This window comes from Brevundimonas sp. Br13, from assembly GCF_055391505.1.
On the sequence record NZ_AP044008.1, the window covers coordinates 1,264,427 to 1,280,420 of the forward strand.

Here is a 15,994-nt window from a genome sequence, read left to right on the forward strand (position 1 = left end):
CCATGAACATATCCCGCTTCTTCATCGACCGGCCGATCTTCGCGGCCGTGATCGCGGTGGTGATCACCATTGTCGGCGTCTTCGCCTATCCGCTGCTGCCCCTGTCGCAGTATCCGGAGATCGCGCCGCCGACGATCACCATCAACGCCGCCTATCCCGGCGCCTCGGCCGAAACCTTGGCCGAGACCGTCGCCGCCCCCATCGAGCAGGAGGTGAACGGCGTCGAGGACATGCTCTACATCACCTCCTCGTCCACCTCGGACGGGGCGGTGGCGATCACCGTCACCTTCCAGCCGGGCACCGATCTGGACGCCGCCCAGGTGCTCGTCCAGAACCGCGTGGCCCTGGCCGAACCGCGTCTGCCCGAGGCGGTCCGCCAAACCGGCGTGGTCGTCAACAAGGCCGAGAGCGGCTTCCTGATGATCCTGGGGCTGACCTCGCCCGACGGCTCGCTGAACAACGACTATGTCGGCAACTACGCCAACTCGACCCTGCGGGACCGCCTGCTGCGGATCGAAGGCGTGGGCGCGGTCCAGGTCTTCGGCGGCGGCAACTATTCGATGCGGGTCTGGATCGACCCGGCCAAGGCGGCCGAGCGCGGCCTGACCGGGCCGGACATCGTCGCCGCCCTGCGGGCCCAGAACGTCCAGGCCGCCGCCGGCTCCATCGGCCAGCCGCCCTTCCCGAACAGCGCCTCGGCCTTCCAACTGCCGGTCCAGGTCCAAGGCCGTCTGACCGATCCCGACCAGTTCTCCAACGTCGTTCTGAAGACCGACAGCGAGGGCCGTGTCACCTATCTGCGCGACGTGGCGCGGATCGAACTGGGGGCCCAGGACTACGGCATTCGCGGCTTCTTTGACGGCCAGCGCGGCGTCGGCCTGGCCATCGTGCAGCAGCCGGGCGCTAATGCGCTCGGCACCGCCGATCGGGTCCTGGCCGAGGTCGAGGCCGTCAAGGCCGAACTGCCGGCCGGGATGCAGGTCTCGGTGCCCTACAACCCCACCGAATTTGTCGCCGCCTCGGTTGAGTCGGTTCAGCACACCCTGATCGAGGCCGTGGTCCTGGTCGTGATCGTGGTCATGGTCTTCCTTCAGACCTGGCGCGCGGCCATCATTCCGATCGTGGCCATCCCGGTCGCCCTGGTCGGCACCTTCGCAGTGCAGCTGGCGCTCGGCTATTCGATCAACTCCCTGTCCCTGTTCGCTCTGGTTCTGGCGGTCGGCATCGTCGTCGATGACGCCATCGTCGTGGTCGAGAATGTGGAGCGGGCGATCAGCGAGGGTCTGTCGCCCAAGGAAGCCGCCTATCGATCGATGCAGGAGGTCTCGGGCGCCCTGATCGCCATCGGCCTGGTGCTGGTGTCGGTGTTCGTGCCGACCATGTTCGTGCCGGGCATTCCGGGCATCTTCTACCGCCAGTTCGCCGTGGTCATCGCCTCGGCCTCGGTCATCTCCCTGTTCGTCTCCCTGACCCTGTCGCCGGCCATGGCCGCCCTGTTGCTGAAGCCGCACGACAAGGACCACGGCCCGGTGCGCAAGCCCGGCGTCCTGGGGACCGCCGTCTATTACGTCGGCTGGGGCGGACGGAAGTTCAACGAGGGCTTCGACTGGCTGTCGGACCGCTATGGTCGTCTGACGGCGCGTCTGGTGCGCACGGTCGGCATCGTGCTGATCCTGTACGCCGGTCTGTTGGGCCTGACCGCCTGGCGTCTGGTCGACACCCCCTCGGGCTTCATTCCCGAACAGGATCAGGGCTTCCTGATCGGCGTGATTCAGCTGCCGGCCGGCGCCTCCCTGGACCGGACGGAGGCGGTGATGACCCGCGCCCGTCAGATCATCGAGGGCACCGACGGGGTCAACGGCACCGTGGCCTTCGCGGGCCTGGACGGCGCCAGCTTCTCGTTCGGATCGAACGCCGCCACCATCTTCGTGCGCCTCGATCCCTTCGAAGAACGCTCCAAGGAAGAGGCCGCCGCCGCCCTGGCCGGGGCCATCACCCAGGCCACGGGTCAGATCGAGGACGCGCAGATCTTCGTCATCGCCCCGCCGGCGGTCCAGGGTCTGGGCAACGGCAACGGCTTCAAGATGATGATCCAGGACACCTCGGGCGCCGGCTATCGCGCGCTGGAGGGGGCGACCTTCGCCATGATGGGCGCCGCCGCCCAGGCCCCGGATCAGGTCAGCCAGGTCTTCTCGACCTACAACACCGGCTCGCCCCGCATCTCGGCCGACGTCGATCGCGACAAGGCCCTGATGATGGGCGTCCAGCCCAGCGCCGTCTTCGATACCCTCGGCGTCTATCTGGGCTCGTCCTACGTCAACGACTTCAACCTTCTGGGCCGCACCTATCGGGTGACCGCCCAGGCCGAGCCCCAGTACCGCGACGACATCGCCGACATCGCCAACCTGAAGACCCGCTCCTCCAGTGGGGCCATGGTGCCGATCGGGTCGGTGGCCAATCTGGTCAATGACTCCGGCCCGTCGCGCGTGGTCCGCTACAACCTGTTCCCGGCGTCCGAGCTGCAGGGCAACCCGGCCATGGGGGTCTCCTCCGGCCAGGCCCTGCAGGTCATGGAGCAGATGGCGACCAGCACCCTGCCGCAAGGCTTTACCTACGAATGGACCGAGCTGGCCTACCAGCAGAAGGCGGCCGGTTCGGGCGCGACCATGATCTTCCTGATGGCCGTGGTCTTCGTCTTCCTGGTGCTGGCGGCCCAGTATGAAGCCTTCACGCTTCCGCTGGCGGTCATCCTGATCGTGCCCATGTGTCTGCTGGCCGCCATCATCGGTGTGAACCTGCGGGGGCTGGACAACAACATCCTGGTCCAGATCGGCCTGGTGGTTCTGATCGCGCTGGCGGCCAAGAACGCCATCCTGATCGTGGAGTTCGCCAAACAGGCCGAAGAAGAGCAGGGCATGAACCGGTTCGACGCGGCCGTGGCCGCGGCCCGGACCCGTCTGCGCCCGATCCTGATGACCTCCTTCGCCTTCATCCTCGGCGTCGTGCCGCTGATGCTGGCGAGCGGGCCCGGCGCCGAAATGCGCCAGTCGCTCGGCACGGCGGTCTTCTCCGGCATGCTGGGGGTGACCTTCTTCGGCCTGATCTTCACCCCGGTCTTCTATGTCGTCACCCGCTGGCTGTCGTCCAAACTGCCGCAGGGCAAGACGCCGACGCCCACCGGCGCCGAGACCGTCCGTTACGATCAAACTTCCAGCCTGACCGATCCTAATGCGCCGGCTCCGGCCACGGGTCGGGGAGGGGACATCTGATGACCCGCACCAAGACCCTCAGCTTCCTGACCGCCGCAGCCGCCGGCGCCCTGCTCGCCGCCTGCGCGGTCGGGCCCAAGGCGCCCGAGGCGGCTCTGCCGACCTCGGGGACCGGCGGCTTCGTCGGCGCGGCCAATCCGGCCGTGACCGCCGCGGCCCCGGCCCGCGACGACTGGTGGCGGCTGTACGACGATCCGACCCTGGACGGCCTGATCCGTCAGGCCTTCGCCGAGAACAACGAGCTGGAGGCGGCCTTCGCCAATCTGCGCGCGGTTCGAGCGTCCCTGTCCGAAGCCCGCGTCGGCCGCTTCCCCAGCACAACGACCAGCGCTCAGGCCCAGCGCAGCCGCGCCTCGGCCGCCACCGTCACCGGCCTGCCCGCCGGCGAGGACGCCCCCGAGATCGACACCTATGACGTCGGTCTGGCGGCCAGCTACGAGGTCGATCTGTTCGGACGGGTGGAATCCACCATCCGCGCCGCCCGCGCCGACGCCCGCGCGGCCGAGGCCGCCCTGGCCACGGTCCAGGTCTCGGTCGCGGCCGAGACGGCCCGCGCCTATGCCGACGTCTGCTCGGCCAACGCCCAGATCGCGGTGGCCGAACGGACGCTGGAGCTTCAGCGCAACACCGCCAACCTGACCCAAACCCTGCTCGACGGCGGGGCGGGCACCGGTCTGGACGTGGCCAGCGCCCGCGCGGCCCTGGCCCAGACGGCGGCGACCCTGCCGACCCTGCGGGCGTCGCGGAACGAGGCCCTGTTCCGCCTGGCCACCCTGACCGGCCGCACCCCGGCCGAGGCCGACCAGGCCGCCGCCGCCTGCGTCCGGCCGCCGCAACTCAGCCGGCCGATCCCGGTCGGCGACGGCGCGGCTCTCTTGGCGCGTCGTCCCGACGTGCGTCAGGCCGAGGCCAATCTGGCCGCCGCCGCCGCCCGCGTGAACGTGGCGACCGCCAACCTCTATCCGCAGATCAGCCTGGGCGGCTCCTTCGGCTCGACGGCGCTGGAGTCGAGCGAACTGGGCGACGACCAGAACTATCGCTTCAGCTTCGGTCCGCTGATCAGCTGGTCCTTCCCCAACGTCTTCGCCGCCCGCGCCCAGATCCAGGCCGCCGGCGCCCGCTCGGACGCCGCCCTGGCGACCTTCGACCAGACGGTTCTGACGGCCCTGCAGGAGACCGAGACGGCGCTCAGCAACTACGCCAACGAACTGGACCGCCGCGCCGCCTTGACCGAGGCGCGGGACCAGGCCGCCCGCGCCGCCACCCTGTCGCGTCAGCGTTTCAACGCCGGCGCCGACAGCTTCCTGGTGGTGCTGGACGCCGAACGCACCCAGGCCGCCGCCGACGCCGCCCTGGCCCAGTCCGACGCCCTGGTCACAACCTACCAGATCGCCCTGTTCCGCGCCCTCGCCGGCGGCTGGCAGGCCGAGAGCTGACGAGAGAAAATCCTCCGTCCCTTGGGGGGAGTGAAGACCGGACGCCGGCGGTCCTTCGGGCCGCCGGCGTTCGTGCGCCGAGAGCCGACAATCGTCCACAAGGACGTCGGCGTGTCGTGTTCCCAATTTGTTCTCTTCGTGCTTAAACCGACTGCGGCAGTCGGCGGCGTGACGGAGGATCAGATGAATGACGGAATCCTGGCCGATATGATGGCCGAGCTGGATGCGGAGCTGGCGCGGGCCGAGGCGTCCTTGCCGCAGCATCCCGAACACACCCGCCAGACCGAGGTGATGCGCGCCCTGGCCCTGGGTCTGGGCAATTTCGAACGGATGCGGGCGCACGACGTGCATCTGCTGGCCGCGCGCCTGTCGTCCGGCCGGTCATGAGAGAAATCAAACCGGAGTGATCAGGCCGGGACGATCAGGGCTGTCGCTTGAAGGTGTCGCCCACTTCGGCCGCATCAGGCCCGTCGGGCCCGGCGCTGCGCCGCTCTTGGTCGCCCACCTTCTTCACGTCTGCCTCTGGCGTCAGGGCGTCCGGCTTGCCCAACGGCTCAGCGCCGTTCTTCTTGCGGCCCTCGGTCTGAATGTCATCCATGATGGTCTCCCTTGCTGATGAGGGAGCGCGGGGCGCGCAGGCGGGTTCCGTCAGCGACCGGTATCCACCCTGGCCACCACCGACATGCCGGGCGACAGGCGCTCCAGGGCCGGTTGACCGGAATCCAGCCGGATGCGGATGGGGATGCGCTGGGCGACCTTGGTGAAGTTGCCGGTGGCGTTGTCGGGGCGGATGACGCTGAACTCGCTGCCGGCGGCGGGGGCGATGCGTTCGACGCGGCCGCGCAGGCTCTGACCGCCCAGAGCGTCGACAGTGATCTCGACCGGCTGGCCGATGCGGATGTCGCGCATCTGGGTCTCCTTCATATTGGCCGTGACCCAGACCACGTCGGGGACCAGACCCATCAGCTGGGTTCCGGCGGTGACATACTGGCCCTGGCGCACGCCGATCTCGCCCAGGCGGCCGGAGCGGGGGGCGATGATGCGGGTGTTGGCCAAGTCGATCTGGGCCAGACGGACGGCGGCCTGGGCGTTCTCGACCGAGGCGGCCAGGCTGTCGCGGTTGACCACGGCCGAGGTGACGCCGGTCTGGGCCACGCCCTCGGCGGCCTGGGCCTGGGCCAGCTGGGCCTGGGCGCTGCGCAGGGCGGCGACGGCGATATCGACATTGGATTGCGACACCCAGCCGCCGGCCTTCAGTGTGCGGGCGCGGTCGGCGTCGGCCTGGGCCTTGGTCAGGGCGGCCTGGGCGGCGGCGATCGAGGCGCGTTGCTGGGCCACGGCGCCGCGCGCGGACGCCTGGCTTTGGGTCGAGTTGGACAGGGCCGCCTCTGCGGAGTGCAGGGCGGCCTCGGCCTGTTCCAGCTTCTGGCGGTAGATACGGTCGTCGACCTGGGCCAGAAGCTGGCCCTGCTGGACCCTCTGGAAGTCCTGGACCGGCACGGCCGTCACATAGCCGCTGACCTGGGGGCTGATGATCGTCACCTGGCCGCGCACATAGGCGTTGTCGGTGCGCTGGACATGGCCGGTGAAGGGCGGCAGCCGCCAGGCGTAGAGAACCAGTCCGACGGCGAAGACGGCGACGACGGCCGCCACCACGGCCCAGAGGACGCGCTTGCGGGGTTCAGGCGCGGCAGGGGCGGCGGCCGGCGGCGGAGGAGCGGAGGGGGCGGTGTCGGTCATCGGGGGCTCTCAGGGATCAGTCGGCGGCGGCGACGGCGGCGGTTGCGGCCTCGGGCGCGGGGTTTCGGGCGTCACGTCTGGCCTGACGGCGCGCCTTGAGGCGGGGGCGCAGGTGGACCGCCGTCACCCAGGCGCAGCCCAGGCCGGCGACCACCGCAATGATCAGGAAGACGTCGTTATAGGCCAGGACATTGGCCTGCTGCGTCACCTGGCGCGTCAGCAGGGCCGCCCCCTCGGCGTTCAGCAGGGCGGGGTCGGTGATGGTGGACGAATAGGCGCCCGACAGCTGGCGCAGGCGTAGAACCACCTGGGGGTCCAGGCTGGTGATGTCGGCGGCCAGCTGGTTCGAATGGAATTTCTCGCGCACCACCTGGATGGTGCCGATCAGGGCCGAACCGGCCAGGCCGCCCAGGTTCTGAAGCACGCTGAACATGACGATGAAGCTGATGATGTTGCGGGCGCCCTGTTGCAGCACCTTGCCCACCCCGATCAGCAGGGCCGGGCCGACGAACAGGGCCGAGGCGAAGGCGATCAGGGCCTGGCTGAGATAGAGTTGGGCCGGGCGGGTCAGGACGGTGGCGTGGCTGTCGATGAAGGCGCCGACGGCGATCAAACCGAGCGCGATGGCGATCGGCAGGTTCAGCCGCGTCATGTCCAGGGTCAGGGCGGCGACCGCCGTGCCGGCGATCATGGCCAACAGGATCACCAGGAACAGGCCGTGCAGCTGATCCGGCCCCAGGCCCACAACGGTCAGAAAGCCCACGGCGCCCGAGGTCTGTTCCGACAGGGTAATGCGGATCAAGAGGATGGCGCCGAACAGGCGCAGGATGTCGGGGCCGGTCAGCCAGCGCACATTGATCAGCGGATTTCTGCGGTTGTATTCGATCATCAGGGCGGCGGTCAGCAGCAGGATCGCCCCCGCCAAAGCCCAGCCGATCCAGGCGGCCTCGGTCCACCAGACGATCCGGCCCAGGCCCAGAACGGCGGCCAGCAGGGCCACGCCGGGGGCGAACAGGGCGAAGGTGACGAAGTCCAGCGGCTCGAACAGTTTCAGTCGTTCTGACGGGGGAAGGCGCAGCACCTGCACCGCCGCCCAGGCCAGAAGCGCCATGCCCAGTTCGAAGGTGTAGAAGGCGCGCCAGTCGTTCAGCTCCAGCAGGCTGGGCATGATCAGGCGGGCGATGGGTACGGCGAAGCTGGACAGGCCGATGCCGATCACCAGGCCCTTCAACCGGTGCTGGGCCGGAAAGGCCTGGATCATATAGAGGAAGCCCAGGCTGCTGAGCCCCGCCGCCGCCATGCCGGCCACGGCCCGGACGAACAGGGTCGATTCATAGTTGTCGACGGCCAGGTGGGCGGCGCAGGTGACGACGAAGGCGGTCAGGCAGATCTGGGTGAAGAGGCGCAGGCCATACTGCTGGCGGAACTTGAACAGGATCAGGTTCATACAGGCGTTGGTCATGACGAAGACGACCGGCAACCAGGCCGCCTCGCTCGGGGTGATCCCCAACGACCCCTGAAGATTGGAGAGGTTGGCGGTCACGGCCGCATTGCCCAGACTGCCGACCAGGGCCACCAGGACGCCGGTCAGGGCGTACTGAAGCCTCAGCCAGGCCGTGTGGTCGGGCGTGGCGGGCGAGCCGGGCAGGGTGGGCCGCTCGTGCGGTTTCAGCGTCGCCAGATACTGGTCCCACGGCAGATGCCAGTTGTGGTCGGCGCGACGAGCCATCAGGAGGCCTCGGCCCGGGGGCGCAGGCCGTCCATGAGGAGGGCGCGGGTGCGCTGGGACACAGCCTGACGCTCGGCTTCATCGGCGCCCTGGAAGCCGGCGCCCAGCAGGGTGGCGATCAGGCGAATGTCCATCGGCCGCAGATCCTTTCGCACCAGACCGGCCGCCTGGGCGCGTTGCAGAGGGGCGGCGCCCGCCTCCATCAAGCTTTGCCGCAGGGGCGTAAGCGCGTCGGGCGACCGAACGTTCCGCACCAGGCCCGCCAGGCCGGCGTTGCGGATCATGTCCTCGGCCAACCGGTCCAGGAACCAGAAGAAGGTCTCCGGCGCCTCGCCCTGTTCGGCGGTGCGGCGGCCCAGGTCGGCGACGTCGGCCTCGAGCACCGCCAGGGCCAGTTCGGTGCGGTCGGCGAAATGACGATACAGGGTGCCCCGGCCGACCCCGGCTTTTTCCGCGATCAGGTCCAGAGGGGCGTCCAGGCCGTGGTCGGCGAAGACCGCGCGCGCGGCCTGAAGCAGGGCGGCGCGGTTGTGGATGACGTCCTTGCGGAGGGGTTTGCGGGCGGGGCGCGACATGGTGACGCGCTTAAATGGACACGGGTGTCCGTTTTTCAAGGATCCTTTGTTTTCGTCATTCCGGGCGAAGCGTAGCGGAGACCCGGAACCCAGCGGCGCGCGAGAGCGCGAACCTGTCGCGGATAATGTCTTTCAACATCATGCGGCGGATAGATTTCGCCTTCGGCGCCGCTGGGTTCCGGGTCTACGGGCCAAGCGGCCCTTCGCCCGGAATGACGAAAGAAGAAGAGGCCTAGAGTCCCTTCTCCAGCACCACGAAGTCCAGATCCGGCCGGGGCGGGTCGATGGGAAAGGGGCGCGTTTCGCCGGTGGGATGGTAGCCGCGCCGTTCGTACCAGGCGATCAGTTCGACGCGGCGATGGATGACGGTCATCTCCATGCGGCGGGCGGCGAAGCGGGCGACGGCCTCTGCTTCGGCGGCGGCGAGGAGACGGCGGCCCAGGCCGGAGGCTTGCAGGATGGGCTCGACCGTCAGCATGCCGAGGTAGGTCCGGCCGTCGCCGACGCGGGCCACCTGGACGCAGCCGATCGGGGCGCCGTTGCGGTGGGCCAGCAGAATGACCCGGTCGGGATCGGCGATCAGGGCCGACAGTTCCTCGGCGCTGGTGCGGGTGTCGAACAGCAGGTCCGCCTCGTGGGTCCAGCCGGCCTTGGCCGTCTCGCCCCGATAGGCCCGCTCGATCAGGGGATGAAGCGCGGCGACGTCGTCGAGTGTCGCCGCGCGGAAGGCGATCTCGCTCACCGCTCCCGGTCTTGGGAAACGCCCAGCTCCCGCACCAGATGATCCATGCCGTAGACGTCGCGCAGGGCTACGGTGACGGCCTGGGTGGTGACGATGACGCTGCGGTTGACGGTGCGGTCGTAGCCATAGGCGTTGCGCTGGGTCAGGACGGTGGAATCGAAGTTGGCGCCGATGATCTCGCCCTTCGCATTGATGGCGGGCGAGCCGGAAGAGCCGCCGATGGTGTCGGTCGAGACGGCCATGTCCATCGCCGCGTTCGGGTCGATCCGGTCCTTGGCCGCCAGCAGTTTGGGCGCGACGGCGAAGGGCTCGGCCCCCGTGGCGCGGTCCCACAGGCCGGCGAAGGTGGTGAAGGCGGCGAACCTCTGGCCCGGAACGTCGGAGCCTTCGACCTGGCCGTAGGTCAGGCGCAGGGTGCCGGTGGCGTCGGGATAGACGGCGTCGCCATAGGCGGCGAAACGGGCGGCGGCCAGCTGTTCCGAGGCGCGGTCGGTCGGGGCCTGAACGCGGGTCTCCCAGGCGTCGCGAACGGCGCGGGCGTCGGCGTCGATGGCCAGGGCGTACTGGATCATCGGATCGGTCGAGGCCTGGATCGCGGCCAGACCCCCGGTCCACAGGGCGCGGCGCACGGCCGGGTCGGCCAGGGTCGTGCCGGCGACAAGGCGAGCCGACAGGCCCTCGGGGCTTTCCTTGCCCAGCAGGGTGCGGACGGAAGGATTGTCGACCGTCAGCCACTCCCGGGTCTTGGACAGCCACCATTCCAGCCGGATCTGCTCCAGCTCGGGATAGGTGGGACGTTCGGCGAACAGGCGGGACTCGAGGCCCGACAGACGGCTGTCGGCGAACTCGGGCAGACGCTGGTCGGACGGCTTGGCCCGCTCCTGGGCGCCGCGCACCAGGGTGCGGGCATAGCTGAACAGTTGCGATCCCCCGGCGACCGAGGTCGTGCCCAGGCCCGTGCCGCCCTCCAGCAGCGCCATGGAGGGATAGAGTTCGCGGGCGACCGGCTGGACCGCGCTGAGGTTGGACCAGGGATCGACGCCGGAGGCGGCGGCGCGGGCGCGGAAGTCGGCTTCCTGCTCGGCTTTACGAGCCATGAAGGCCGGATCGATCAGGGCGGCCATCCGGCCGCGGCCGCGCTTGTAGGTGTTCTCCAGACCCACGATGGGGTCCATGGCGATGAAGGCCTGCTCCTCGCCCTCTTCGGAATAGCGGATCAGCCGGCCGCGCAGCTCGGACGCGATCAACTGGTCCAGCGGCAGCACCACGTCGCGGATGGTGGTCAGCTGGTCCATCGTCAGAAGACGCTGGGTGGCGCCGGGGTTGCCGGAGATGAAGACGGCCTCGCCCTCGGTCGGCTTGTTTGGGTTCCAGGCGAAATGGGTCGGGGTCTCGACCGGCTTTCCGTCTTCGTACAGGCGGATGAAGGCCGCATCGACGGCGAAGCGGGGGAAGGAGAAGTTGTCCAGATCGCCGCCGAAGGTGGCGGCCCGATCCTCAGGCACCCAGGCCAGGCGGACGTCGGAATATTTGCGGTACTTGTAGAGTTTGAACTGGCCGCCCCGGTACAGGCTGACGACCTGGCAGCGGATCTTGGGGTCGTTTCCGCAGGCTTCGCTTTCGATCCGACCGGCCTCGGCGTCGCGGGCCTGGGTGAAGGCCTGGCCTTCAAGCCCTTCGCCCGCCTTGTGCATCCGCTCGGTCACGTCCGAGATATCGGTCAGGATCTCGGCGGTGGCGCCGGGGCATTTCAGCTCTTCCTCGCGCGATTTCGGCAGGAAGCCGGTCTCGGCGTAGTTGACCTGGGGCGTGGACAGGTTGGCGACGCAGGTGGCGACGCAGTGATTGTTGGTCATCACCAGGCCCTGGCCCGAGACCACGCCCGCCGAACAGCCGCCGAACTTGACCGAAGACAACCGCACCCGGTCCAGGAAGGCCTGGTCGATGTCGGTTCCCAGCGCCTGGTTGGCGCGGGCGATGGGGAAGTTGTCGAAGGTCCACATGCCTTCTTCGGCGGAGGCCGCAGAGGCGGCTGCGACGGCGAGGACGGCGGCGGAGGCGAGAAGGGCGAGGCGCATGGGGGTGGTCCTTGAAGTCTCCTCCCCATCGCTCCGCGATGGGGAGGTGGCGCGGCGCGACTTCGCGCCGTGACGGAGGGGCTCTGAGATACATGACAGGCGCCGGTGCGGTGGTGAAGAGCCCCTCCACCGCTTCGCGGTCCCCCTCCCCGCAAAGCGGGGAGGAGACTTTATGACCCGGCCTTTATCGCCGCACGCCCAGTTCGCGCAGCAGGCGCGGCTGGTTGTAGACGGTGCGCAGGGCCTCGGTGATGGCGGCGGTCGAGACGGTGACGGTGCGGTTGAGCTCGCCGTCATAGCCGAAGCTGCCGCCCAGGGAGTGGATGTTGCCGTCGAAGGCGGCGCCGATGACTTCGCCCTTGGCGTTGATCACGGGCGAGCCCGAATTGCCGCCGATGATGTCGTTGGTCGATACGAAGTCATAGACGGTCGACTTGTTCACCTTGCCCTCGGCCGCCAGCCAGTCTTCGGCCGCGTTGAAGGGCTCGGCGCCCGTATTCCGCTCGTACAGACCGCCGATATAGGTGAAGGGCTCCACCGTCACGCCGCGATAGGTCCAGCCCTTAACCTGGCCGTAGGAGAGGCGCAGGGAGAAGGTGGCGTCGGGATAGAGGTTGGTTCCGTAGACCGCGAACCGGGCCTGGGCGATCTTTTCGGCGGCGCGGCTGGTCGGGCCGGACACGGCCGCTTCCCACTGGGTGCGGACGGCCTGGGCGGCGTCGTCATTGGCCAGAACGAACTGGATCATCGGATCGCCCGAGGCGGCCAGCTGTTCCGGCGTCATGGCCAAGGCTTCGGCGCGGAAGGCCGGATCGGCCAGGCGGGTGCCCTCGACGGTGCGCTCAGCGATCTGCTCGGGACTTTCCTTGCCCAGCAGGGCTTTAACGCTGGGATTGTCCACCGTCAGATATTCGCGGGTCTTGGACAGCCAGAACGACATCTGAATCTTCTCGATGTCGTCGGAGATCGGGGCGTCCTGCGCCAGGCGGCGGCCCAGGGCGGCGATGTCCGCCTCGGAATAGCCGGCGCGGCGTTCGGCCGCAGGCTTGGCCCGCTCCTTGGCGGCGCGGACGATGGCCTTGGCGTAGCTGTACAGCTGCGAGCGCGGACCCGATTCCAGCTGGCGATAAGGCAGGTAAAGGTCGCGCTGGGCGGCGGCGGCGCGCTCCAGCTCGGCCCAGGGGTCGCCGATCCGTTGGGCCAGGGCGGGGTCGGCCGCGACGCGCTGGCGCAGCTCCTGCTCCTCAGCGCGCTTCTTGGCCATGAAGGCGGGGTCGGTCAGGGCGCCCTGCTGGCCGTAATAGACCTTGAAGCTGTTCTCCAGGCCGAAGATCGGATCGACCGAGACCCGCTTGGCCTCTTCGCTGGTGGTCGCATATTCCAGCAGGCGACCGCGCAGTTCCGAGGTCTGGATCAGGGTGATCGGCAGCTGCTGATCGCGCAGGACCTCCAGCTGGGCCATGGTCAACAGGCGCGAGGTCGAGCCGGGGTTGCCGGCGACGAAGGTTACGTCGCCTTCCTTGGGCGCATTGGGGTTCCACGTCAGGTGGTTCGGCGTGGAGACCGGCTTGCCGTCCTCGTAGGCGCGCAGGAAGGCCGCATCCAGGGCGTAGCGCGGGAAGTTGAAATTGTCCGGATCGCCGCCGAAGAAGGCCGCCTGAAACTCGGGCGCGAAGACCAGACGCACATCCTCGTACTTGCGGAACTTGTAGAGCTTGTACTGACCCCCGCGATAGAGGCTGATCACCTGGCAGGTCAGCTTCTGATCGTCGCCGCAGACTTCCTTTTGAATCTTGTCGATCTCGGCGGCGCGGGCGCGGACGAAGGCGGCGCCCTCAAGCCCGGCGCCGGCGGCGGTGACGCGGTCGGTGACGTCGGTGATGTCGGTCAGGATCTCGGCCGTCTGGCCGGGGCATTTCTTCTCTTCCTCGCGGGTCGCGGGCATCCAGCCGTTCTTGACGTAGTCGTTCTGGGCGTCCGACAGGTCCTGAACGCAGCTGACGACGCAGTGGTGGTTGGTCAGGATCAGGCCTTCGCCCGAAACCAGCGAAGCTGAACAGCCCGGCAGACGCACGGCGGCGTTGCGCACCCGATCCAGCCAGGCCTGGTCGAGGTTCGTGCCGTATTTCTCATTCACCGTGGCGATGGGGAAGTTGTCGAAGGTCCACATGCCCTCATCGGCCTTGGCGGGAGTCGCAGGCGCGGACAGGACGACGGTCGCGGCGCCCAGGGCGGCCAGCGAGGCGGTGAGACGAAGGGACGGCAGGGACATTTGGAAACTTCCTCCAGAGCGCGGGACCGGGCTGATCCGCTGTTATCTTGTAACTAGCGCCGTTTCATCGACGCCGCCAAGAGCCAGACGCCGATAGCCCGGCGATCGGTCCCTCGCAATCGCGCCGATGCGAAGCCTTACCCCGATTTAACTTGGCGCTGAGGCACGCGCCGGTCAGATAGACCCCATACCGGGGGTTTATCGACGACCATGTCGCTTGCATTATCAACCTTGCTCTACGAGTGGCGCCGCTACATGGCCGCCATTGTGGCGCTCGCCTTTTCGGGCCTGCTGGTGCTGGCCCAGGTCGGCATGTTCATGGGGATCGGCAAGGCCTTTACGGCCCAGATCGACCGCGCCCGCGCCGACATCATGATCCTGAGCCCCGGGGCCACGGCCCTGTTCAACGGCGGCCCCTCGGGCGTGCCGCGGCGCATCATGCCGGTGGTCTATCAGCACCCCGAGGTCTTGGCCGTCGCCGACCTGGACGGGTCCGGCGGGCGTTGGCAGAACATCGTCAAGGACAAGGAGCCGGGCGCCGAGCCCGCCGCCCCCGGCGCCAAGAAGATGGAGTTCGTCAACGTCACCACCATCGACGCCATGCCCGGCGCGGTGACGGTGCCCGTCGACTATTCCGACGATCTGGTCGAGGCCCTGCGCCAGCCCTATGCGGTGGCGATCGACCAGACCGCCCTGGGGCGGTTGGGCGTCAAACTGGGCGACCAGGCCACCTATAACGGCAAGACCGTGCGGGTCGCGGCCGTGACCCAGGGCTATCCCAATATGATGCAGGCCACGGTCGTCATGTCGCGCGACACCCTGCGGATGCTGGGCGAGGCCAATACCGGCGAACGGGTCGGGCCGCTGATGGTCCAGATCAAGGATCCCTCGCGCGCCCCGATCGTGGTGGCCCAGCTGAACGCCATCTCCAACGGCCAGTTCAAGGCCTGGACGCGCCAGGACCTGGCCAAGGCCAATGAGGGGGCGATGATGAAGGAGAGCTTCATCGCCATCATGCTGGGCTTCTCGCTGTTCCTGGGCATTCTGATCGGGGTGGCCATCACCTGGCAGACCCTGCGCGGCGCCATCATGGCGAACATCAAGGAGTTCGCCTCTCTGCGGGCGCTCGGCGTCTCCATGGGGTCGCTGCGGCGGATCGTGCTGGAACTCAGCTTCTGGGTCGGGATCGCCGGGGTCCTGGCGGCCTTCGTCCTGACCTGGGCCGTCAGCCTGCTGGCCGCCGGCTCGGGCCTGACCATGTCCTTCCCGCCCACCATGGTGATGATGGTCTCGGCCATGCTGGTGGTGATCGCCCTCGTGTCCGGCTTCCTGTCGCTGGGCGTCCTGAAGAAGAGCCAGCCTGCGGACCTGCTGCGATGAGCGTTCATACCAAAGTCCACGGCAAGCACGGCGATTTCGCCATCGAGGCCAAGGGTCTGGTCAAGCGGTTCAAGACGGGCCGCAGCTGGGTCGAGGTTCTGAAGGGCGTCGATTTCGACGCGCGCCACGGCGACCTGACCATGGTCATGGGGCCGTCCGGCTCGGGCAAGTCGACCCTGATCGCCAATCTGTCGGGCCTGCTGAAGCCTGAAGAGGGGCGGGTCGATATTCTGGACGTCGACGACCTGTGGAAATACGGCTCGGGCCGGATCGACAAGTTCCGGCTGGATCACTGCGGCTTCATCTTTCAGGGCTTCAACCTGTTTCCGTCGCTGACCGCGCTCCAGCAGGTGATGACGGTCCTGAAATATCAGGGCCTGTCGCCGTCGGAAGCCAAGAAGCGCGCCACCACCGCCCTGGAAGAGGTCGGCCTGGGCCATCGTCTGAACCAGCGGCCCAGCGCCCTGTCGGGCGGCGAGAAGCAGCGCGTCGCCATCGCTCGCGCCCTGGCCAAGAACCCACAGATCCTGTTCGCCGACGAACCGACCTCGGCGCTGGACGGCGAAAACGGCCAGGTGGTCATTCGACTGCTGCGCCGGGCCGCCACCGAACACGGCGCCGCCGTGATCTGCGTGACCCACGACCCGCGCCTGGAAGCCTGGGCCGACCGGGTCATCCACATCGAAGACGGCAAGATTCTGGACGATCAACGCCGCACCCCTGATCCCGACGCCCAGCTGGCGTCCCACTAAGCTCTTTTCGAACGGACTGAA

General features: G+C 68.4%; 12 protein-coding genes. 5 read left to right on the forward strand and 7 right to left on the reverse strand.

Annotated features, from left to right (window positions below):
• Positions 1–2: 2 nt before the first annotated feature.
• The 3 genes from ACZ5M6_RS06235 to ACZ5M6_RS06245 all read left to right on the forward strand — a co-directional run bounded on the left by ACZ5M6_RS06235 (position 3) and on the right by ACZ5M6_RS06245 (position 5,092).
• Complete coding sequence (locus tag ACZ5M6_RS06235; protein ID WP_054764936.1) at positions 3–3,269, forward strand: efflux RND transporter permease subunit; 3,267 nt, start codon at positions 3–5, stop codon at positions 3,267–3,269.
• Entirely contained in the window at positions 3,269–4,705 is a 1,437-nt protein-coding gene (locus ACZ5M6_RS06240; RefSeq protein WP_152949657.1) for an efflux transporter outer membrane subunit, read from the forward strand. Before ACZ5M6_RS06235 ends, ACZ5M6_RS06240 begins: the two co-directional genes overlap by 1 nt.
• A 183-nt stretch (positions 4,706–4,888) precedes the next feature.
• Positions 4,889–5,092 carry a hypothetical protein gene (locus tag ACZ5M6_RS06245; RefSeq protein ID WP_054764938.1) on the forward strand — a complete coding sequence of 68 codons (204 nt, stop codon included), beginning with the start codon at positions 4,889–4,891 and terminating at the stop codon, positions 5,090–5,092.
• Between the two features lie 34 nt (positions 5,093–5,126).
• Here the strand turns inward: ACZ5M6_RS06245 and ACZ5M6_RS06250 are convergent, their stop codons facing one another.
• The 7 genes from ACZ5M6_RS06250 to ACZ5M6_RS06280 form a co-directional block, all read right to left on the reverse strand.
• Positions 5,127–5,303 (reverse strand): hypothetical protein, encoded by a 177-nt coding sequence (locus ACZ5M6_RS06250; RefSeq protein ID WP_182714330.1) that lies wholly within the window; start codon positions 5,301–5,303, stop codon positions 5,127–5,129.
• A 50-nt stretch (positions 5,304–5,353) separates the two neighbouring features.
• Positions 5,354–6,445 carry an HlyD family secretion protein gene (locus tag ACZ5M6_RS06255; RefSeq protein ID WP_464159930.1) on the reverse strand — a complete coding sequence of 364 codons (1,092 nt, stop codon included), beginning with the start codon at positions 6,443–6,445 and terminating at the stop codon, positions 5,354–5,356.
• Between the two features lie 16 nt (positions 6,446–6,461).
• Positions 6,462–8,174: an MFS transporter gene (locus tag ACZ5M6_RS06260; RefSeq protein WP_464159931.1), complete on the reverse strand. Its 1,713-nt coding sequence runs from the start codon at positions 8,172–8,174 to the stop codon at positions 6,462–6,464.
• Positions 8,174–8,749, reverse strand: a complete 576-nt coding sequence (locus ACZ5M6_RS06265) for a TetR family transcriptional regulator (RefSeq protein WP_464159932.1) — start codon at positions 8,747–8,749, stop codon at positions 8,174–8,176. Before ACZ5M6_RS06265 ends, ACZ5M6_RS06260 begins: the two co-directional genes overlap by 1 nt.
• A 232-nt stretch (positions 8,750–8,981) precedes the next feature.
• Positions 8,982–9,491, reverse strand: coding sequence for a GNAT family N-acetyltransferase (locus ACZ5M6_RS06270; protein ID WP_182713991.1), 510 nt, complete (start codon positions 9,489–9,491; stop codon positions 8,982–8,984).
• On the reverse strand, positions 9,488–11,569 hold the full coding sequence (locus ACZ5M6_RS06275; RefSeq protein WP_464159933.1) for a S46 family peptidase: 2,082 nt from the start codon (positions 11,567–11,569) through the stop codon (positions 9,488–9,490). The genes ACZ5M6_RS06270 and ACZ5M6_RS06275 overlap by 4 nt, the downstream gene beginning before the upstream one ends.
• A 184-nt stretch (positions 11,570–11,753) precedes the next feature.
• Positions 11,754–13,841 carry a S46 family peptidase gene (locus ACZ5M6_RS06280; protein WP_464159934.1) on the reverse strand — a complete coding sequence of 696 codons (2,088 nt, stop codon included), beginning with the start codon at positions 13,839–13,841 and terminating at the stop codon, positions 11,754–11,756.
• Positions 13,842–14,051: 210 nt separating this feature from the next.
• Between ACZ5M6_RS06280 and ACZ5M6_RS06285 the strand changes: the two genes are divergently transcribed.
• A complete protein-coding gene (locus ACZ5M6_RS06285; protein ID WP_464159935.1) occupies positions 14,052–15,221 on the forward strand; it encodes an ABC transporter permease in 1,170 nt (389 codons plus the stop codon).
• Positions 15,218–15,973: an ABC transporter ATP-binding protein gene (locus tag ACZ5M6_RS06290; protein WP_152949665.1), complete on the forward strand. Its 756-nt coding sequence runs from the start codon at positions 15,218–15,220 to the stop codon at positions 15,971–15,973. The genes ACZ5M6_RS06285 and ACZ5M6_RS06290 overlap by 4 nt, the downstream gene beginning before the upstream one ends.
• Positions 15,974–15,994 lie beyond the last annotated feature (21 nt).